The organism is Mycolicibacterium rutilum (assembly GCF_900108565.1).
GTDB lineage: Bacteria > Actinomycetota > Actinomycetes > Mycobacteriales > Mycobacteriaceae > Mycobacterium > Mycobacterium rutilum.
In genome coordinates, this window is the sequence record NZ_LT629971.1 from 3,730,325 (window position 1) to 3,749,433 (window position 19,109).

Below are 19,109 nucleotides of genomic sequence, written 5' to 3' on the forward strand. Positions count from 1 at the left end.
AATGAGCGGGCCGAATCCCCCCGATGACGAAGCGTCGCTTCCAGGTCAGGATCCGGGCGGTGAGCCGGCCCCGGACACCAGCGAGACCGAGTTCTACTCGCGTGCCTACTCCGCGCCCGAGTCCGAGCAGTTCACCGCGGGCCCGTACGTGCCCGCCGATTCTGCGCTGTACGACTACGAAAGCTATGAACAAGCCGACCCCGGCGAGCCCGCGCCGCCGCCGAAGTGGCCGTGGGTCGTCGGCGTGGTCGCGATCATCGCGGCCGTCGCGCTGGTCGCGTCGGTATCGGTGCTGGTGACCCGCACCGACACCGACAACCTCGCGACCCCGTCGACGTCGACGACCGCGGTGCCGCCGCCGGTGCAGGACGAGATCACCACGACCACACCGCCTCCGCCGCCCCCGCCACCGCCGACGACCGAGGAGCCCCCACCACCGCCGCCGGAGACGGTGACGGTCACCGAAGAGCCGCCTCCGCCGCCGCCTCCGCCGCCGGCGCCGGTCGAGGAGCCGCCACCGCCGGCGCCCGAGACGACGCCACCGCCCAGTGCGCCGCCCACCACGACGACGCGGTCCGGTCCCCGCCAGGTCACCTATTCGGTGACCGGCACGAAGGCACCTGGAGACATCATCACCGTGACCTACATCGACGCGTCGGGCCGCAGCCGGACCCAGCGCAACGTGTACATCCCGTGGTCGTTGACCGTGACGCCGATCTCGCAGTCCGAGGTCGGCTCGGTCCAGGCCTCCAGCCTGTTCCTGGTGAGCCGGCTGAACTGCTCGATCACCACCAGCGACGGCACCGTGCTGTCGTCGAACACCAACAACGCCGCGCAGACGAGCTGCTGATGACATACGACACCGACAGTGCGGGACGCTCACGGCTGACACCGGCCTTGGACTCCAGTGAACTCGACCGCACCGACCGCATCCTGCTGGGCTCGTGCGCGGGCATCTGGCTGGTGGCGCTGGGTACCGCGGTGGCGGCGGCCGTCGCGCTGGTGGACCTGGGCACCGGGCACGCCGAAAACACCGGCTCCTCGGGCACTCCGTGGCTGCTGTACACCGTGATCGGGGTTTCCGCGGTGGTGATCATCGGGGCGGTGCCGCTGCTGCTGCGGGCGCGCCGTGAAGCGCTGGCCTCCGCCGAGCCGGCACCGGCGCCGACCGGTCCGACTCCCGCAGGCCGGGGGAGTGCGCCGACCGAGGCGTTCGGGACGCGTGGTGCCCGCGGTGCCGGGCCCGCCCCGCGGGCGTCGTACGCGGCTCCGAGGGCGCAGCGCACGCTGGAGGCGCCCGAGCCGCACTCCGCGGCGGTGGACCAGCTGTGGCTGCGCTGCGGCGTGGTGATCGCGTGTGCCATCGGGATCGCGATGGTGGCGATCGGCGTCGCGACCTACCTGATGGCCGTCGACAGCACCATCGCGGCGTGGATCTTCTACGTGCTGGCCGCGCTGGTGACTCTCGCCATGCCGGCGGTGCCGTGGTTCTACCTCAAGGAATTGCGCACCGTTCTCGATCGGTAGCCGCCTGCGGGTCTGGGCTTCTGCCCGCGATTTCTACGTCAGGGCTGTGGTGGGCGCGAAATCACGACCGTGGTGTCGATCTCGGCGACGGCTAGCGGCCGGGTGTTTCGGGCTGGTCGCGATTTCTACGCCAGGGCTGTGGTGGGCGCGAATCTCGGCGAAGCGACAGCAGGCCCACAAAACACTGCGTGCCCTGCTCGATGAGCAGGGCACGCAGTGTCTATCGAAGTGCGCTCGTCAGTGATGCCCGTTCGACGAGTCCCCGTTGGTGGAGCCGTTGCGCGCCTGGTGTTCGGCCAGCGCGGTCAGCGCCTTGCGCTCTCCCGCATGCTGCGCCGCCTCCAGCGCCTCGTGCTCCTCGATCGGATCGGCGTACAGGAAGCTGCCGGTGCCCGGCGCGCCGGCCGAGCCGAGCTTGTTCATCCGCTTGGGCAGAGCAGCGCCCTGGTATTCCAACGGAATCGGATGACCATGCTCGTCGACCGGTCCGAGCGGCTGGTGCAACTCGATGTAGGCACCGTGCGGCAGCCGCTTGATGATGCCGGTCTCGATGCCGTGCTCGAGCACCTCGCGGTCGCTGCGCTGCAGGCCGATCGCCCAGCGGTAGGCGATGTAGTACACGATCGCAGGCAGCACGACCATGCCGATGCGGCCGATCCACGTCGTCGCGTTCAGCGAGATGTGGAACTTCAGCGCGATGATGTCGTTCATCGCGCACAGCGTGAACAGCATGTACAGCGCGATCGCCGCGGCGCCGAACGCCGTGCGCACCGGAGCGTCACGCGGACGCTGCAGCAAGTTGTGATGCGCGTCGTCGCCGGTGAGCTTCTTCTCGATGAACGGGTAGGCGATCAGCAGCGTGAACACCAGGCCCATGAACAGCGCCACCCACGTCGACGCCGGGATCGTGTAGTTGCCGAGGTAGATCTCCCACGGCGGGAAGATACGCGCCACACCCTCGGTCCACATCATGTAGAAGTCCGGCTGGCTACCCGCCGACACCTGAGACGGCTTGTAGGGCCCCAGGTTCCAGATCGGGTTGATCGTCAGCAACCCGCCCATCAGGCCGAGGATGCCGACCGTCATCGCGAAGAACGCACCGGACTTCACCGCGAACACCGGCATGACGCGCACGCCGACGACGTTGGTCTCGGTGCGGCCCGGGCCGGGGAACTGGGTGTGCTTCTGGAACCACACCAGCGCCAGGTGCATACCGATGAGCGCCAACATGATTCCCGGGATCAGCAGGATGTGCAGCGCGTACATCCGCGGCACCCAGATGCCGTACTCCATGCACTGGTTGCCGACGCCGCCGCACGGGAAGTCGCCGCCGAACAGCGCCCAGTGCAGCCAGGTGCCGATGACCGGCATGCCCAGGCTGATCGACGACAGCGCCGCCCGCAGGCCGATGCCCGAGAGCAGGTCGTCGGGCAGCGAGTAACCGAAGTAGCCCTCGAACATCGCCAGGATCAGCAGCAGGGCGCCGATCACCCAGTTCGCCTCACGCGGCCTGCGGAACGCGCCGGTGAAGAAGATGCGGGCCAGGTGCACCATGATCGACGCGGCGAAAAGCAGTGCCGCCCAGTGGTGGACCTGCCGGACGAACAACCCGCCGCGAACTTCGAAGCTGATGTCGAGCGTGGTCTGGTACGCCTTCGACATCTGCACACCGCGCAGCGGCTGGTAGACGCCGTTGTACGTCACCTCGGCCATCGACGGGTCGAAGAACAGGGTCAGGTAGACGCCGGTGATCAGCAGGACGATGAAGCTGTACAACGCGATCTCGCCCAGCAGGAACGACCAGTGGGTCGGGAAGACCTTGTTCAGCTGTCGCCGTACCGCCGCCGACGGGTGGTAGCGCGAATCGATGGCATTGCCCTGCGCCGCAGCGACTTCGGCGAGCTTCGGCGGCTTCGGCAGTGATGGACTCATACTGTTTTCCGTTCCCAGAAGGCCGGCCCGACGGGTTCGATGAAGTCGCCGTTGGCGACCAGATACCCGTCCTGGTCGATGGTGATGGGCAGCTGCGCCAACGCGCGCGCAGCCGGGCCGAATATGGGTTTCGCAAAGTGCAACGCGTCGAACTGCGACTGGTGGCACGGGCACAGGATCCGGTAGGTCTGCTGCTCGTAAAGGGATGCGGGGCAACCTAAGTGGGAGCAGACCTTGGTGTAGGCGAACAGATCGCCGAAGTTGAAGCTCTCCTGGCCCTTGCGCTTGACCACGCGGGGCAGATCTTGCGCCTTGATCCTGATGAGCATGACCGGGTTGCGCACGCCCATCGAGATCTCGGCGAGCTTGTGGTGCGACTCGGTGGTGGTGCCGTCGCCGTCGGACTCACGCCACGGGAACACCGTCTCCATGCCGCCGGCGTCGATGTCCTCGGGCCGCATCTTGACGAACGTGCCGCTGCCGGTGGAGCGCGCCAGGAAGATCGTCTCGCCCTGGTATCGCGGAGTCCAGCCCGACGTCCACAGCACGGCCTTCTTGCCCTCGGCGGTCTGCACCACCGGCTTCCACGGGTTCTTGATCAGGCCGCCGGCGAACGCGACGAGCGTGCCGAGGCCGAACGCGCCGAGGCCGATGCCCAGCGACAGCCCAACCAGCTTGCGGCGCTTGATCGTCGAGCCCTCGAGCGCGTCGCCCAGGTTGGCCACCACGGTGCGGCGCTGGATCTCGGGGGAGGCGCCGTCGTGGCGCTGCTGGATCGAGATCTCCTCGGGGATGAACTTCTTCTGGTACAGCACCGCGCCGATGCCGATCGACAGGATCGACAGGCCGAAGGTCAACCCGTACAGCGGGGTCGCGAGGCTGAACAGCAGCTCACCCTCGGAGCCGTACGGCTTGTACTCCCACGGCCAGAACAGGAACACCAGCAGCAACGCCAGGCCCGAGAAGCCGCCCAGCAGAAGCCAATACGAGATGATGCGCTGCGCGCGCTTCTCGGCCTTGGTGCCCTGGACCGGCCACCGGTCTTCCTTGTGGACGATCTCGACGCCGTCGAGCTTGCCGCCGAGCTCGACCAGTTCCTCGCGCGACATCGCGGCGAGTTCGGCGTCGGTCGGCTGCCCGGGCACGCCGGCATGACCGGGCGCGTCGGTGCCCAGCGGGGTGTTTTCTGCGCCGTTACCCGGCTCGCTCATGCTCGCGCTCCGATCCACAGGGCCGCGACGATGACGGCCACCATGCCGATGATCCAGGCCGCCATGCCTTCGGGCGCCGGGCCGAACCCGCCGAGGCCGTAGCCGCCGTAGCTGGGAGTCTCCGCCGATTCGCGGACGTAGGCGACGATGTCGCGCTTCTCCTCCGGCGAGAGCTGCCGGTCGGAGAACTTCGGCATGTTCTGCGGGCCGGTCAGCATCGCGGTGTAGATCTGCGCCGGCGTCGCGTCGCCGAGATCGGGGGCGTACTTACCCGACGACAGCGCGCCGCCCTTGCCGGTGAAGTTGTGGCACGACGCGCAGTTCAGCCGGAACAGGTCACCGCCGCGGGCGACGTCGCTGCCGATCAGCGACTGCGACGCGATCTCGCCGTTGTCATCGCGCGGGGCGACCGGGCCGCCACCGTTGGCCTGGATGTAGGCGCCGAGGGCGTCGGTCTGCTGCTCGTCGAACTGCGGCGGCTTCTGCGGCGCCTGCGCCTCGCCGCGCATCGCCGGCATGCGGCCGGTGGAGACTTGGAAGTACACCGCGGCGTCACCGACGCCGACCAGGCTGGGCCCGCGGTCGGCGACACCCTGCAGGTTGGCGCCGTGGCATGTCACGCACGACGTCTCGTACAGCTGCTTACCGGTGCGCAGCAGCGCCGACTGTGACTCGTCGGCGACCGCGACCTGCGGCGTTGGCGTGAGGGTGGCAGCCAGGCCGCCGGCAACGCCCAGTCCGAGCAGCAGCAGCACAGCACCTGACAGGCGCCTGCGTAGCCGACGGCGCGACTTGTCGGTCATCGAACCCCTTCTCATCGGATTGATCGGCACGTCAAGCCGCTCAACGGACGAAGTAAATGACGGCGAACAGCGCGATCCAGACGATGTCGACGAAGTGCCAGTAGTACGACACGACGATCGCGGCGGTGGCCTGCGCCGGAGTGAACTTGCTCATCCGGGTTCGGGCCAAGAGCAGGAGGAAGGCGACCAGCCCGCCGATCACGTGCAGGCCGTGGAAACCGGTGGCGAGGTAGAACACCGAGCCGTAGGCGCTGCTGGAGATCGTCGTGCCGTGGTGGACGAGCTGGATGTATTCGTAGCCCTGGCCGAGCACGAAGAACAGGCCCATCGCGAACGTCAGCGTGTACCAGCGGCGCAGGCCGAAGACGTCGCCGCGTTCGGCGGCGAACACGCCCATCTGGCAGGTGAACGAGGACGCGATCAGCACCAGGGTGACCGGCACCGCCTGCACGAGGTTGAGCTCCGTCGGCGGCGGCGGCCACTCGCCGCCCGCCTGCGACCGGGCGGTGAAGTACATCGCGAACAGCCCAGCAAAGAACATGAGTTCGCTGGAAAGCCAGACAATCGTGCCGACACTGACCATGTTCGGTCGGTTCAGCGAATGCACCCGCGATGTGATGGCGGTTCCGGAGGTCCCTACAGCGCTCGTCACAGGAGCAAGTATGACGCTTTGTAGTTGTTGATCTCCACCCGGGTCGGGTGTTTCGTAATAATCAGGTCGTGGTCTCACCTGAAAAATCCGATTCCTTCGCCTGGCCCCGGATTCTGGGCCGGTTGACAACCGGTCAATCCCTCGACACGGGCCAAGCGGCCTGGGCGATGGACCAGATCATGACCGGGGCGGCGACGCCGGCGCAGATCGCCGCCTTCGCGGTCGCCATGAAGATGAAAAGTCCGACGTCGGCCGAGGTCACCGGGCTGGCCGACGTGATGCTCAAGCATGCGCGACGGGTGCCGACGGACGCCTTCGGCACCGAGACCGTCGACGTGGTGGGCACCGGCGGCGACGGCGCCAACACCCAGAACCTGTCGACGATGGCGGCGATCGTGGTCGCCGCCGCGGGCGTGCCGGTCATCAAGCACGGCAACCGCGCGGCCTCCTCGCTGTCCGGTGGCGCCGACACGCTCGAGGCGCTCGGGGTGCGGATCGACCTCGGACCCGACGACGTCGCCCGCAGCGTCGCCGAGTTGGGGATCGGGTTCGCGTTCGCGCCGCAGTTCCATCCGTCGTACCGGCACGCCGGGGTGGTGCGCCGCGAGATCGGAGTGCCGACGGTGTTCAACCTGCTCGGCCCGCTGACGAACCCGGCGACGCCGCGCGCGGGGCTGATCGGCTGCGCATGGGGCGAGCTGGCCGAGGTGATGGCCGGAGTGTTCGCCACCCGCCGCTCCAGCGTGCTCGTGGTGCACGGCGACGACGGACTCGACGAGCTGACGACGACCACGACGAGCACGATCTGGCGGGTGCAGGCCGGCACCGTCGAGCGGTTGAAGTTCGACCCGGCGGCGTTCGGGTTCAAGCGCGCCGAGATCTCCGAACTGGTCGGCGGGGATGCCGAGGCCAACGCCGCGTCCGTGCGGGCGGTGCTCGGCGGGGCCACCGGGGCGGTGCGCGACGCGGTGATCCTCAACGCGGCGGGCGCGCTGGTCGCCCATGCCGGGCTATCCAGCGACGCCAAATGGGTGCCGGCCTGGGAGACGGGGCTCGCCAAGGCGGCCGAGGCCATCGACTCCGGGGCGGCCGAACAACTCCTCGCGCGTTGGGTGCGGTTCTCGCAGAAGGCTTGACGAGTCCGCGCGATCGAGCTGATCGGCGGCCAGCCGGGCCGACCGCGCCGAGGCCGCCCACGACGACCAGCGGCCCGCCGCGCGCACCGGCGAGCAGTAGCCGGACTCGGCGCGCACGATGCGCGCACCCGGCTGGTGCAGCCAGCGCGCGATGAGCGCGGTCTCTTCGACCAGCGCGCCGCCCAGCGGGGCCTGCATCGGCAGAATCGCCTGTGCGCCAGCACAAATCGCGTCGACCACCGGCATGGGCGGCACGCCTCGCGGCGCATTGCCGGCAGCGGCGAGCTGGCCGCTGCGGATCACCGCGAGGTGCCAGCCGCCCGAACCGTCGGGGCGCGCCGCCACCAGTTCCGGGACGGCGGCCAGCGCGCGCAGGCGCTGCCCGCGCCAGAGCACGTCGATCGCGGTGGCCGCGTGGTCGCGTAGGCGCGCCGCGGTCTCGTAGCGGGCCCGGCCCGCGAGGTCGGCGATCTGGTCGAGCACCGCGGCCAGGGCGCCGTCGTCGCGCCCTGAGATCAACGCTCGGGCCCGCTCGACCGCCTCGGCGTAGTCGGCGGCGGCCACGCCGCGGGCGGCCGGGCACGGGGCGATCTCGCGTTCCGGACACGCCGGACCGTGCACCGCCGCGCGCGCGAGCTTCTTGGTGCAGGTGCGCACGCCGGTGAAACGGGCCAGCAACGCGGCGGTTTCGACGGCGTCGGCGCGCACCCGGAACGGCCCGATCGCCGACTCGAAATCGTGCGGGCGGATCGCGGTGTGCGACGCCGCGGCCCGCACCGCCGAGAAGCGCGGGAACGCCTCGTCGGTCAACACCACCCACCACCACCGCTGCGGGAACTTCGACCGGCGGTTGTAGGGCGGGGCGTGCGCCGCGAGCAGCCGCAGTTCGCGCACCCCCGCTTCCAGATCGTGCGCGCACTCGACGTGGTCGACCGCGGTCGCCAGCGACGCCATCTCCTTCATGCGGGTGCGGGTGTCGGATCCATTGAAGTACTGGTTGACCCGGCGCCGCAGATCCACCGCGGTGCCGATGTAGAGCACCTCGGCAGCCGGGCCGCGGAACAGGTACACCCCCGGGCGGCGCGGCAGCGCGGTGGCCAGCCGCCGGTTGCGCCGCTGGGCCGGGGTCACGTCGGGCAGATACGCGCGCAGGTCGGCGTAGGTGTGCACGCCCTGGTTGCCGACCCGCTCGATGAGTCCGTGCAGCACATCGACGGTGGCCCGCGCGTCGTCGAGCGCGCGGTGTGTCGGGGTGGTGGCCGACCCGAACAGCCGGGCCAGCGCCGAGAGCCGCACGCTGGGTGCCTCGTCGCGGGTGAGCACCCGTCGCGCCAGCTTCACCGTGCACAGCACCGGCCGGCGAGGCCAAGGCACCTGGCAGCGCTCGGCCGCCGCGCGCAGGAACCCGATGTCGAAACCGGCGTTGTGCGCGACCAGCACCGCGCCCTGGGAGAACTCGAGGAACGCGGGCAGCACCGATTCGATGCGCGGCGCGTTGCACACCATCGCCGTGGTGATCCCGGTCAGCTGGACGATCTGCGGCGGGATGGCGCGTCCCGGGTCCACCAGCGTCGCCAACTCGCCGAGCACCACGCCGCCGCGGACCTTGACCGCACCGATCTCGGTGATCGCGTCGGGCTGGCCCCCGTTGGCAGCGTTGGCACGGCCGCCGGTGGTCTCGAGGTCGACGACGACGAACGTGGTCTCGTGCAGCGGCACGTCGCCGACCTTGAGTTGCGCATCCAGTTGAGCGTCGACGTCAGCGAAGCTCAGCTGGCCCATGCGATGACGGTAGAAAACGCCACCGACACCGGCGGGTTGCCACGCGGTTGCGGTGTCGTCGGCGGGCGAACTTGTCGGTGCCCGCGGTTAGCGTCGGCGGCACACCGACCGAGAGGAGCCATTGGTGGGCACGGTGAAGATCGACTGCGACGACTGCGCGGTCCGCGGACCTGGTTGTCAGGACTGTGTGGTGAGCGTCCTGCTCGGCGTTCCTGAGACGTTGCTGGACGACGAGCGTCAGGCGCTGGAGGTGCTCGCCGACGTCGGGTTGGCGCCGCGGCTTCGGCTGGTGCCTATTCGCCGCGAGGGTAAATCCGGTGTCGCCTGACCGAACTCGCGGGGACGCGCGTAGGAAAGATCGCTGAGGCGGCTGTTAAATTTGCGTCTTCTGTTGGACAACCCCGATGCCGTTTCGTAACCTGTCTGAGACCTAAGAGCAGTTCGACACGGCTTCGTCTTCGGAAGTTGAAGGACGCAAATCTTGAGGCTCGACCGCACGCATTGGCTCAAGCGCGGGTTTCGACGACCCCTCATCAGTGCGATAGTCGGTATCACCGTCCTCGGCGCAATGTTCGCCAGCAGTGTCCAGGCCGACCCGGCCGATGACGCGCTGGCGAAGCTCAACGAGCTGTCCCGGCAGGCCGAGCAGACCACCGAGGCGATGCACTCGGCGCAGCTCGATCTCGACAACAAGCTGGCCGTTCAGCAGACCGCCGAAGCAAAGCACGCCGCCGATGTCGAGGCGGCCGCGAAGGCGAAGGCTCAGCTGGCGAACTTCCAGGCCGCGGTCGACAAGGTCGCCGCGGCGCAGTACATGGGCGGCCGCACCGACGGCCTGGACGCCATGCTCACCGCGAACTCACCGCAGGGCCTCATCGACCAGTTGTCGGTGCAGCGCGTGATGGCCGCCGAGATGTCGGCGCAGATGAAGAACTTCCGCGAAACCGGTCACAAGGCCGCGCTGGCCGAGCAGGAGTCGGCCAAGTCGGCGGCCGAGGCCAAGACCGCCGCCGAGCAGGCCGCGGCGGTGCGCGCCGACCTGCAATCCAAGCAAAGCCGGCTGCAGGTGCAGATCGCCGTCGTCAAATCTCAGTACGAGGCCCTGACCCCGAACCAGCGCGAGGCGCTGGCCGCGATGCCGCCCGCGCCCCCGGTGCCCGCTCCCGCGCCGTTGCCACCAGGCGGTGATCCCGCGATCATGGCCGCGCCGCCGGCGCCGGGCGCGATCCCGCCGGGTGACATGGCGCCTCCGCCGGGTGGGCACTCGGCGACCGTGATCCAGGCGGCGCTGAGCCGCATCGGCTCGCCGTACTCGTGGGGCGGTTCCGGCCCGAACGCCTTCGACTGTTCCGGCCTGGTGATGTGGTCGTTCCAGCAGGCGGGCATTTCGCTGCCGCACTCCAGCCAGGCGCTGGCAAACGGCGGTCAGTCCGTCTCGAGGGACCAGATGCAGCCCGGTGACCTGGTGACGTACTACTCCGACGCCTCGCACGTCGGCATCTACATCGGCGACGGAATGATGGTGCACGCGTCGACCTACGGCACGCCGGTGCGGGTCGCCCCGGTGGACAATGCGCCGATCTACAACGTCCGCCGGTACTGAGGCCTCCGTCGGTACTGCCACGCGCTCGCGCCACCGCGCCAGGCTGGCCGCGCTGCTCATCGCCGAACTGATCTGCGCGGTGCTGCTGCTCGACCGGTCCGGCGCACCGTCGGCGCCGACGGAAGCAGCCCCCTCTGCGCTGATCACCCCCACCGGGGCGTCTAGTGCCGCCGGCGAGCGGACTTTGGCCGACGGCCGCACCGTGCACCTCATCGCGCTCGGCGGGCCGCGCGCGGAGCACCTCATCACTCGTATCGCCGCCGAGATGGACGACGCGGCAGGCGCCGTCACCGCGTTCTGGGGACCCGACTGGCCGCGCGCGGTGACCATCGTGGCCGCAGGCTCCGACGCGCAGTTCTCCGCCGTCGGTGGTGGTGACCCGGCGACCGCGGCGACCACCACCGACGACCGGATCATGTTCGCGCCCGGCGCGGCGGACATGTCCGCCGACGCGCTGCGAATCGTGCTGCGCCACGAGCTCTTTCACTACGCGGCGCGTGCGCGCACCGCCGCCGACGCGCCCCGCTGGCTCACCGAGGGGGTGGCCGACTTCGTCGGCAGGCCGGCGGCGGCTCCGCCGGGCGCCTCGGTCGCCGCACTGCCCACCGACGCCGAACTGTCCGGACCGGACCGGTCCTGGGCCTACGACCGCGCCTGGTGGTTCAGCCGGTTCGTCGCCGACCGGTACGGTGCGCCGACGCTGCGCGCGCTGTATCTGGCGGCCTGCCGGCCGGGGCACCCGGACGTCGCGACCGCGGTGCGCGACACGCTGGGCGCCGACATGGCGGCGGTGCTGGCGCAGTGGCGGCAATGGGCGGCCACCTGACGTGAGCCGGGTTCTGCTCGTCACCAACGACTTCCCGCCGCGGCGCGGCGGTATCCAGTCCTACTTGCAGGAGCTCGTCGACCATCTGATCGCCGCCGGCGGGCACACCCTGACGGTGTACGCCCCGAAGTGGAAGGGCGCCGAGGACTTCGATGCGCGCGCCGCCTACGAGGTGGTGCGGCACCCGGGCACGCTGATGCTGCCCGAACCATCGGTGATCAGCAGGATGCGCAGTCTGGTCGAAAAGCAATCCGCCGAGACGGTGTGGTTCGGTGCGGCCGCGCCGCTCGCGCTGATGGCGCCGCTGGCCCGCGACGCCGGGGCGCGCCGGGTGATCGCCAGCACGCACGGCCACGAGGTGGGGTGGTCGATGCTGCCGGTGGCCCGAACGGCGTTGCGCGGCATCGGGAACGGCACCGACACGATCACCTACGTGAGCAACTACACCCGGGGCCGGTTCGCCTCGGCGTTCGGGCCCCGGGCAGCGCTGGAGCATCTTCCGCCGGGCGTCGACACCGACCGGTTCGCGCCCGACGAGGTGGCGCGCGCCGAACTGCGGGCCCGCTACCGGCTCGGCAACCGGCCGGTCGTGGTGTGCGTGTCGCGGCTGGTGCCGCGCAAGGGCCAGGACATGTTGATCCGCGCGTTGCCGGCGATCCGGCAGCGCGCACATGGCGCGGCGCTGGTCATCGTCGGCGGCGGGCCCTACCGCTCGTCGCTGCGCCGGCTGGCGCACAGCTTCGGGGTCGCCGAGCACGTCGTGTTCACCGACGGCGTGCCGGGGGAGGAACTGCCCGCGCACCACGCGATGGCCGATGTGTTCGCGATGCCGTGCCGCACCCGCGGCGCCGGACTGGACGTAGAGGGCCTCGGGATCGTGTTCCTGGAGGCGTCGGCCAGCGGCGTGCCGGTGGTGGCAGGCCGGTCCGGCGGCGCGCCCGAGACGGTCCGGCACGGGGAGACCGGCCTCGTGGTCGACGGGTGGGACGTCGGCGCCATCGCGGCCTCGGTCAGCGACCTGCTCGTCGACCGCGACCGCGCGGCGCGGATGGGCGCGGCGGGCCGGCGCTGGGTGGTCGACCACTGGCAGTGGCACACCCAGGCGCAGCGGCTGTCCGCCCTGCTCTAGCTGGCGTAGAGCGCGTCGATGTCGCTGGCGAACTTCTGCGCCACGACTTTGCGCTTGACCTTCATCGTCGGGGTCAGCTCGCCGGTGTCCTCGGTGAAGTCGACGGGCAGGATGCGGAACTTGCGGATCGCCTCGGCCTTGGACACCGCCTGGTTGGCTTCCTTGACCGCCAGATCGACCTCGGCGAGCAGGTCCGGGTCGGTGGCCAGGTCGCCCACCGACGCGTCGGCGTTCTTGCCGTTGCGTTCCTTCCAGCCGACGATCGCCTCGGGGTCGATGGTGATCAGCGCGGCGATGAACGGTTTGGCGTCCCCGACCGCCATCGCCTGGCTGATCAGCGGGTGCGCCCGCAGCCGGTCCTCGAGGATCGCGGGGGCGACGTTCTTGCCGCCCGCGGTCACGATGATCTCCTTCTTGCGGCCGACGATGGTGAGGAATCCCTGGTCGTCGATCGCGCCGAGGTCGCCGGTGTGGAACCAGCCGTCGGAGAACACCGCGTTGGTCTCCTCCTCGTTGCGCCAGTAGCCGGAGAACACCACGCCGCCCTTGACCAGCAGCTCGTCATCGTCGTTGATGCGCATGCTGTTGCCCGGCAGCAGCTTTCCGACCGAACCGACCTTGATGTCGTCGAGGCGGTTGACGGTGATCGCGGCGCTGGTCTCGGTCAGGCCGTAGCCCTCGTAGATGGTCAGCCCGACGCCGCGGTAGAAGTGGCCCAGCCGCGCGCCCAGCGGTGCGCCGCCGGAGATCGCGCCGCGGCATTCGCCGCCAAGTGCGGCGCGCAGCTTGCCGTACACCAGCCGGTCGAACACCGCGTGCTTGGCACGCAGCAGCAGACCAGCCTTACCGGAATCCTGCGCCTTGCTCCACTCAATCGCCGTCTCCGCCGCGATCGCGAAGATCTTTCCCTTGCCGTCGTTGCGGGCGTTCTGCTCGGCGGTGTTGTAGACCTTCTCGAACACCCGCGGGACCGACACCACCAGCGTCGGCTTGAACACCGCGAACGTCGGCACGAGGTTCTTGATGTCGCTGGTGAATCCGAGCGTCACCTTGTTGGTGAACGCCGCCAACGTGATGGCCCTGGCCAGCACGTGCGCCAACGGCAAGAACACCAGCATCTTCTCGCCCTTGGTGAGCAGCGTCGGGAAGCAGTCCTTGGCGCCGCGGATCTCGTAGACGAGGTTGGAATGCGTGAGCTGGCAACCCTTCGGCTGACCGGTGGTGCCCGAGGTGTAGATCAGCGTCGCGGGATCGGCGGCCCGCAGCTCGGCCAGGCGCGCGTCGAGTTCCTTGGGGTCGATCGCCTTGCCCGCCTCGGCGAGTTCCTCGAGCGCCGGGGTCGTGCTGCCCTCGATACGCAGCACCTCGCGCAGGGCAGGGAGCTCGTCGGTGAGGTGCTCGATCTTGTCGGCGTGCGCATCGGTCTCGGCGATGATCATCACCGCCTCGGAGTCGGTGAGCACGAACTTCACCTGTTCGGCCGAATTCGTCTCGTAGATCGGCACGGTCAGCGCGCCGGTGGCCAGGATCGCCAGGTCCAGGATCGGCCACTCGTAGCGCGTCGCCGACAGCAGTGCGACGCGATCACCCGGCTTGACGCCCTTGGCGATCAACCCGAGGGCCGCCGACCGGATCTCGGCGGCGGCCTGGCTGCAGGTGACGTCGGTCCAGCTGCCGTCGACCAGCCGCCGGAAGATCACATGGTCGGGATCGTCGCGCTCATGGGCGAACACCGAGTCGACGACGTTGTCGTGCTCGCCCACCGTGAAGGACGCCGGCACACTGAACTCACGCACGATCTTGACCTCTCGTTTCGACGGTCTGCTCCTGACCAGCCTAGTCGGCCGCAATCAGCCGGGTCCGGGTCATATGTGAAGGTGGTGAGCCATGAACAGCATCCAGATCGCCGACGACACCTTCGTCGCCGCCGACCCCGTCGAGGTCGGCCGGTATGTCGCTGAGACCGCGAGCTGGCGCCGCTGGTGGCCCGATCTGCGGCTGACCGTCGTCGAGGACCGCGGCGAGAAGGGACACCGCTGGACGGTCACCGGAGCGCTCACCGGCACGATGGAGATCTGGCTGGAACCGGTGCTCGACGGCGTCGTCCTGCACTACTTCCTGCACGCCGAGCCGTCGGGGGCCAGCGCCCGGGACCTGGCGAAGATGAACCTCGCGAAGATGAACCACCGCCGCCGGGTCGCGGGTAAAGCCATGGCGTTCGAGGTCAAGCAGCGCCTCGAGGCCACCCGCCCCGTGGGTGTGTCGCGGCTGGCCTGACGACCGGCGGGCCCAACGAGCGGTTACTGCCGAGCGGGGAGGGTAGATTTTCCACGTGGCGGACAAGACGGCGCAGACCATCTACATCGATGCCGACCCCTCGACGGTCATGGACGTCATCGCCGACATCGGCTCCTATCCGGACTGGGTTGCCGAGTACAAGGAGACCGAGGTTCTCGAAACCGACGCCGACGGCTATCCGAAGACGGCCCGGCTGGTGCTCGACGCCGCGGTCCTCAAGGACACCATGGTGCTGTCCTATGTGTGGCCGCCGGACCGCAACTCGGTGACGTGGACGCTGGTGTCCAGTTCGCTGCTGAAGGCGCTGGACGGGGCATATCGGCTGTCGCCCAAGGGATCCGGTACCGAGGTCACCTACGAGCTGTCGGTGGATCTGATCATCCCCATGATCGGGCTGCTCAAGCGCAAGGCCGAGCGCAGGCTGACCGACACCGCGTTGAAGGACCTGAAGAAACGAGCCGAGGCTGAGTGAGCTGAATGCCACCGACACGCCTGCCGTCGCCCGGATCAGCCTGTTCGTCGGGAAAGGCGGCGTAGGCAAGTCGACGCTGGCGACCGCGACCGCCGTGCGCGACGCACAGGCGGGACTTCGCGTGCTGCTCGTCTCGACCGACCAGGCGCACTCGATCGGAGATGTGCTCGGCACCCCGGTGACGCCGACCGGCCTTCGGCAACCGACCCGCGTACTGACCGACCTGCACGCGGGCGGCGGCGCCGGCGGCGGCTTCCTCGACGCCCTGGCACTGGACACGCTCGCCCTGCTGGGTGCACGCTGGCGCGACGTGGCCGACCTGATCACCGGCCGGTTCCCGGAATCAGAGCTGGAAAATGTTGCCCCCGAGGAGCTTTCGGCGCTGCCCGGCATCCAGGAGGTGCTCGGCCTGCATGAGGTGGGGGAGCTGGCGTCCTCCGGTGAGTGGGACCGGGTCGTGGTGGACTGCGCCTCGACCGCCGACGCGCTGCGCATGCTGACCCTGCCTTCGACGTTCGCGTTGTACCTGGAGCGGGCGTGGCCGCGGCACCGGCGGCTGTCCACCGGCGTCGACGACGCGCGCACCTCGGCGGTGGTCCACCTGCTCGAGCGCATCAGCGCGGGCACCGAGCAATTGGGCGCGCTGCTCACCGACGGGACCCAGGTCAGCGCGCACCTGGTGATGACCGCCGAGCGGGTGGTCGCCGCGGAGGCGGCGCGCACGCTGGGCTCGCTCGCGCTGATGGGCGTGCAGGTGGCCGAGTTGATCGTGAACCAGATTCTGGTGCAAGACGATTCGTACGAATACCGCAACCTCCCCGAGCACCCGGCGTTCGACTGGTACACCGAGCGGATCTCCGAGCAGCGCGCGGTGCTCGACGAACTGGACGCCACGATCGGCGATGTCCAGCTGGTCATGGTGCCGCACCTGGCCGGCGAGCCGATCGGTCCCAAGGCGCTCGGCGAGCTGCTCGACGGTGCGCGGCGCCGCGAGGGCGCACCGCCGCCCGGGCCGCTGCGCCCGATCGTCGACCGCGAGTCCGGCTCCGGGCTCGAAGCGATCTACCGGCTACGGCTAGAGTTGCCCCAGGTCGACTCCTCGGCGCTGACGCTGGGCCGGGTCGACGACGACTTGATCATCGGCGCCGGCGGTATGCGGCGCCGGGTCCGTTTGGCGTCGGTGCTGCGTCGGTGCATCGTGGTGGACGCGCAATTGCGAGGATGTGAGTTGACCGTGCGGTTCCGACCCAACCCGGAGGTGTGGCCGAAGTGAGTGGGCCACACCCCGATCTCGGGCCCGAGTTGCGGCAGCTGGCGCAGGCGATCCTCGACAAGCTCGACCCCGCGGTACGGCTCGCCGCCGCGCGTGCCATGGGCGGCGACGCCGGCAGATGCCAGCAGGTGTGGTGTCCGGTGTGCGCGCTGGCTGCGCTGGTGGCCGGCGAGCAGCATCCGTTGCTGACGGTCATCGGCGAGCACAGCGTCGCGTTGCTCGCCGTCATCCGGGCGATCCTCGAGCAGGCCCAGCCCGACGGCCCGCCGTCGCCGCCGCCCGATGCGGGTCCCGACGGACCTCCGCCGCCACCGCCACCGGGGCGCTATCAACACATCCCCGTCACGGTCGAGGAGTAGGCATCGCGCGCTGTGGTCGCATCCACAGCGCATAGGTAAAGTTGTCGCAGAACACCGGCCGGTGTTCGGTCCCCGGGAGGCCCTATGTGGTATTGGCTGTTCAAGTATGTATTGCTGGGCCCCCTGCTCGCCTTGATCGGCCGTCCCAAAATCGAAGGCCTCGAACATATTCCGAGTTCAGGACCGGCGATCCTGGCCAGTAATCACCTGGCCGTGATGGACAGCTTCTACCTGCCGCTGATGGTCCGGCGCCGCATCACCTTCCTCGCCAAGCAGGAGTACTTCACCGGGACCGGCGTCAAAGGCCGGCTGATCGCCTGGTTCTACACCGCGGTCGGGCAGGTCCCCATCGATCGGACCGACGCCGACTCCGCGCAGGACGCGCTCAACACCGCCGCGCGCATCCTCGGCGAAGGCAAACTGCTGGGCATGTATCCCGAGGGCACCCGCTCCCCGGACGGCCGGCTGTACAAGGGCAAGACCGGGCTGGCCCGGCTGGCCCTGCAGACCGGTGTGCCGGTGATCCCCGTCGCGATGGTCGGAACCGACGTCGTGAACCCACCCGGCAAGAAAGGCCTGCGACCCGCGCGGGTCCGGGTCGTGCTCGGCAAGCCGATGGACTTCAGCCGCTTCGAGGGCCTCGCGGGCAACCGCTTCATCGAGCGTGCGGTCATCGACGAGGTGATGTACGAGCTGATGCGGCTCTCCGGTCAGGAGTACGTCGACCTGTACGCCGCCGATGTCAAGGAGGGCAAGGCCGACGGCACGACGACACCGTCGGCCCGAATGCCCGAGGTAGCCGCGGGCTGATCAGCCCGCAGCGGGCACCGGCGTGGCAGCCTGGGCCGGCTCACGGCCCCGTGTCGCGGTCGCCGACAGCGAACCGGCGGCCACGATGACCAAGACGGCCCACCACACATAGGACCCGCCCGCCAGCTGCCGCCACAGCGGCGCCGCGGTCTCGCGGTGCTCGGGCATCAGCGTGATCGGGGTCCACACCATCAGCGCGAAGCCGGCGAGCGCCACCGCGGCCAGCCCGGCGTGCCGCCTCCGGTAGGCCAGCACCGCGGTCACCACCAACGTCGGCAGCGCCCAGACCCAGTGGTGTGACCACGACACCGGGGAGACGACGAGCCCGAACATCGCCACGCAGATCAGCGCGAGCACCGGCTCGCCGGCTTTGAGCACGCGGCGCACCGCCCACACCGTCAGGCCCAGCACCGCGAAGCAGGCCACCACCCACAGCACGAACCGCGGGCCTTCGCCCAGCCCCAGCCGGGCCAGGGCGCCCGCGATGTTCTGGTTGGTGTTCAGCGTCGCGGTGCCGATGCGGTCGGTGTTGCGCACGGTCTCGGTCCAGTACTCCAGCGAGTCCCGCCACGCGAACGCGACGCCGGCCAGGGTGGCGACCGCGGCCGAGATCACGGTCACGATCATCGCGCGGGTGTCGCGGCGCAGCAGGAAGTAGAGCAGGAACACCGCGGGCGTGAGCTTGAGCGCGATCGCCAGGCCGAGCAGCATGCCCCGCGGCCACGGCGTCCGGCGCGGCACGCAGTCGGCGATGACCAGCGTCATCAGCACCACGTTGATCTGCCCGAAATCGAAGTTGGACCGGATCGGCTCGAGGTAGACGACCGCGGGCGCGACGAGGGCGGTGGCCAGCCACGCGCGGCGTAGCCACGCCGGCTCGCCGGTCACCGTGGTCGTGGGCCACACATCGAGCCGGTGCAGCACGATCGTCACTGCGACGATCAGCAGCACCAGGGTGGTCGCGGTGATCGCGACACTCGCCGCCTCCAGCGACAGCAGCGCGAACGGCGAGAAGAACACCGCGGCCAGCGGGGGATAGGTGAACGGCAGGTCGAGCCCACCGCGGGTGTGGAACATCGCGCCGTCGGCGTACAACGGCCGCCCGTCCAGCCAGGCCTGGCCGCCCATCCGGTAAACGTCCACGTCGATGCGGTAGGGGATCCGGCCGAGCAGGCGCCAGCCGGCCCAGACCAACGCGGCCAGCGTCAGCAGCTGAAACAGCCGCCAGGCGAGCGTTGGCCCCCAACCAGCCCCGCCGGGCGACCGCCACATACTCATGTCGCCGACCAGACTATC

The 19,109-nt window shown here is 69.7% G+C and carries 18 protein-coding genes and 1 pseudogene; 12 read left to right on the top strand and 7 right to left on the bottom strand.

The annotated features are described in order from the left end of the window. Position 1: 1 nt before the first annotated feature. Positions 2-850, top strand: coding sequence for an MmpS family transport accessory protein (locus BLW81_RS18085; RefSeq protein WP_083408363.1), 849 nt, complete (start codon positions 2-4; stop codon positions 848-850). Next, positions 850-1,527, top strand: a complete 678-nt coding sequence (locus tag BLW81_RS18090) for a DUF2561 family protein (RefSeq protein WP_083408364.1) — start codon at positions 850-852, stop codon at positions 1,525-1,527. Before BLW81_RS18085 ends, BLW81_RS18090 begins: the two co-directional genes overlap by 1 nt. 237 nt (positions 1,528-1,764) lie before the next feature. Here BLW81_RS18090 and qcrB read toward each other — a convergent pair whose 3' ends face one another. Genes qcrB through ctaE form a run of 4 tightly spaced genes read right to left on the bottom strand, consistent with a single transcriptional unit; the run spans position 1,765 to position 6,125 of the window. Further along, a complete protein-coding gene (gene qcrB / locus BLW81_RS18095; RefSeq protein ID WP_083408365.1) occupies positions 1,765-3,459 on the bottom strand; it encodes a cytochrome bc1 complex cytochrome b subunit in 1,695 nt (564 codons plus the stop codon). Next, entirely contained in the window at positions 3,456-4,670 is a 1,215-nt protein-coding gene (gene qcrA, locus BLW81_RS18100; RefSeq protein WP_083408366.1) for a cytochrome bc1 complex Rieske iron-sulfur subunit, read from the bottom strand. The genes qcrB and qcrA overlap by 4 nt, the downstream gene beginning before the upstream one ends. Next, a complete protein-coding gene (gene qcrC, locus BLW81_RS18105) occupies positions 4,667-5,473 on the bottom strand; it encodes a cytochrome bc1 complex diheme cytochrome c subunit (RefSeq protein ID WP_083408367.1) in 807 nt (268 codons plus the stop codon). The genes qcrA and qcrC overlap by 4 nt, the downstream gene beginning before the upstream one ends. Before the next feature lie 40 nt (positions 5,474-5,513). Then, positions 5,514-6,125 carry an aa3-type cytochrome oxidase subunit III gene (ctaE, locus tag BLW81_RS18110; protein WP_083408368.1) on the bottom strand — a complete coding sequence of 204 codons (612 nt, stop codon included), beginning with the start codon at positions 6,123-6,125 and terminating at the stop codon, positions 5,514-5,516. 47 nt (positions 6,126-6,172) lie between these two features. On the opposite strand from ctaE, the gene trpD reads away from it, so the two are divergent. Then, entirely contained in the window at positions 6,173-7,261 is a 1,089-nt protein-coding gene (trpD, locus tag BLW81_RS18115) for an anthranilate phosphoribosyltransferase (protein WP_083408369.1), read from the top strand. On the opposite strand, the pseudogene BLW81_RS18120 reads toward trpD, so the two are convergent. Next, a pseudogene (locus BLW81_RS18120) lies at positions 7,199-9,043 on the bottom strand (DEDD exonuclease domain-containing protein); the annotation flags it as partial. The gene trpD and the pseudogene BLW81_RS18120 overlap by 63 nt on opposite strands. A gap of 124 nt (positions 9,044-9,167) precedes the next feature. On the opposite strand from BLW81_RS18120, the gene BLW81_RS18125 reads away from it, so the two are divergent. From BLW81_RS18125 to BLW81_RS18140, 4 genes are all read left to right on the top strand, one after another. Then, complete coding sequence (locus BLW81_RS18125) at positions 9,168-9,371, top strand: hypothetical protein (protein WP_083408371.1); 204 nt, start codon at positions 9,168-9,170, stop codon at positions 9,369-9,371. A 153-nt stretch (positions 9,372-9,524) separates the two neighbouring features. After that, positions 9,525-10,646 carry a peptidoglycan hydrolase RipC gene (ripC, locus tag BLW81_RS18130; RefSeq protein WP_083408372.1) on the top strand — a complete coding sequence of 374 codons (1,122 nt, stop codon included), beginning with the start codon at positions 9,525-9,527 and terminating at the stop codon, positions 10,644-10,646. After that, the gene (locus tag BLW81_RS18135; RefSeq protein ID WP_083408373.1) at positions 10,615-11,472 is read left to right on the top strand and encodes a peptidase; all 858 of its coding nucleotides are present in this window, start codon (positions 10,615-10,617) and stop codon (positions 11,470-11,472) included. Before ripC ends, BLW81_RS18135 begins: the two co-directional genes overlap by 32 nt. A 1-nt stretch (position 11,473) precedes the next feature. Further along, positions 11,474-12,601: a glycosyltransferase family 4 protein gene (locus tag BLW81_RS18140; protein WP_083408374.1), complete on the top strand. Its 1,128-nt coding sequence runs from the start codon at positions 11,474-11,476 to the stop codon at positions 12,599-12,601. On the opposite strand, the gene BLW81_RS18145 is transcribed toward BLW81_RS18140, so the two are convergent. Beyond that, positions 12,598-14,397, bottom strand: coding sequence for an AMP-dependent synthetase/ligase (locus tag BLW81_RS18145; protein WP_083408375.1), 1,800 nt, complete (start codon positions 14,395-14,397; stop codon positions 12,598-12,600). The two genes, BLW81_RS18140 and BLW81_RS18145, sit on opposite strands and share 4 nt — an antisense overlap. A gap of 91 nt (positions 14,398-14,488) precedes the next feature. Here BLW81_RS18145 and BLW81_RS18150 point away from each other — a divergent pair, with 91 nt between their 5' ends. The 5 genes from BLW81_RS18150 (at position 14,489) to BLW81_RS18170 (ending at position 17,813) form a co-directional block, all read left to right on the top strand. Further along, positions 14,489-14,878, top strand: a complete 390-nt coding sequence (locus tag BLW81_RS18150) for a polyketide cyclase / dehydrase and lipid transport (RefSeq protein WP_083408376.1) — start codon at positions 14,489-14,491, stop codon at positions 14,876-14,878. Positions 14,879-14,933: 55 nt separating this feature from the next. Beyond that, positions 14,934-15,371, top strand: coding sequence for an SRPBCC family protein (locus BLW81_RS18155; protein ID WP_083408377.1), 438 nt, complete (start codon positions 14,934-14,936; stop codon positions 15,369-15,371). Between the two features lies 1 nt (position 15,372). Then, the gene (locus BLW81_RS18160; RefSeq protein WP_083408378.1) at positions 15,373-16,644 is read left to right on the top strand and encodes an ArsA family ATPase; all 1,272 of its coding nucleotides are present in this window, start codon (positions 15,373-15,375) and stop codon (positions 16,642-16,644) included. Continuing rightward, a complete protein-coding gene (locus BLW81_RS18165) occupies positions 16,641-17,003 on the top strand; it encodes a hypothetical protein (RefSeq protein ID WP_083410630.1) in 363 nt (120 codons plus the stop codon). Before BLW81_RS18160 ends, BLW81_RS18165 begins: the two co-directional genes overlap by 4 nt. Positions 17,004-17,087: 84 nt before the next feature. Then, complete coding sequence (locus tag BLW81_RS18170; protein WP_083408379.1) at positions 17,088-17,813, top strand: lysophospholipid acyltransferase family protein; 726 nt, start codon at positions 17,088-17,090, stop codon at positions 17,811-17,813. Here BLW81_RS18170 and BLW81_RS18175 read toward each other — a convergent pair whose 3' ends face one another. Next, entirely contained in the window at positions 17,814-19,091 is a 1,278-nt protein-coding gene (locus tag BLW81_RS18175) for a glycosyltransferase 87 family protein (protein ID WP_083408380.1), read from the bottom strand. It lies immediately after the preceding gene. Positions 19,092-19,109: the final 18 nt, after the last annotated feature.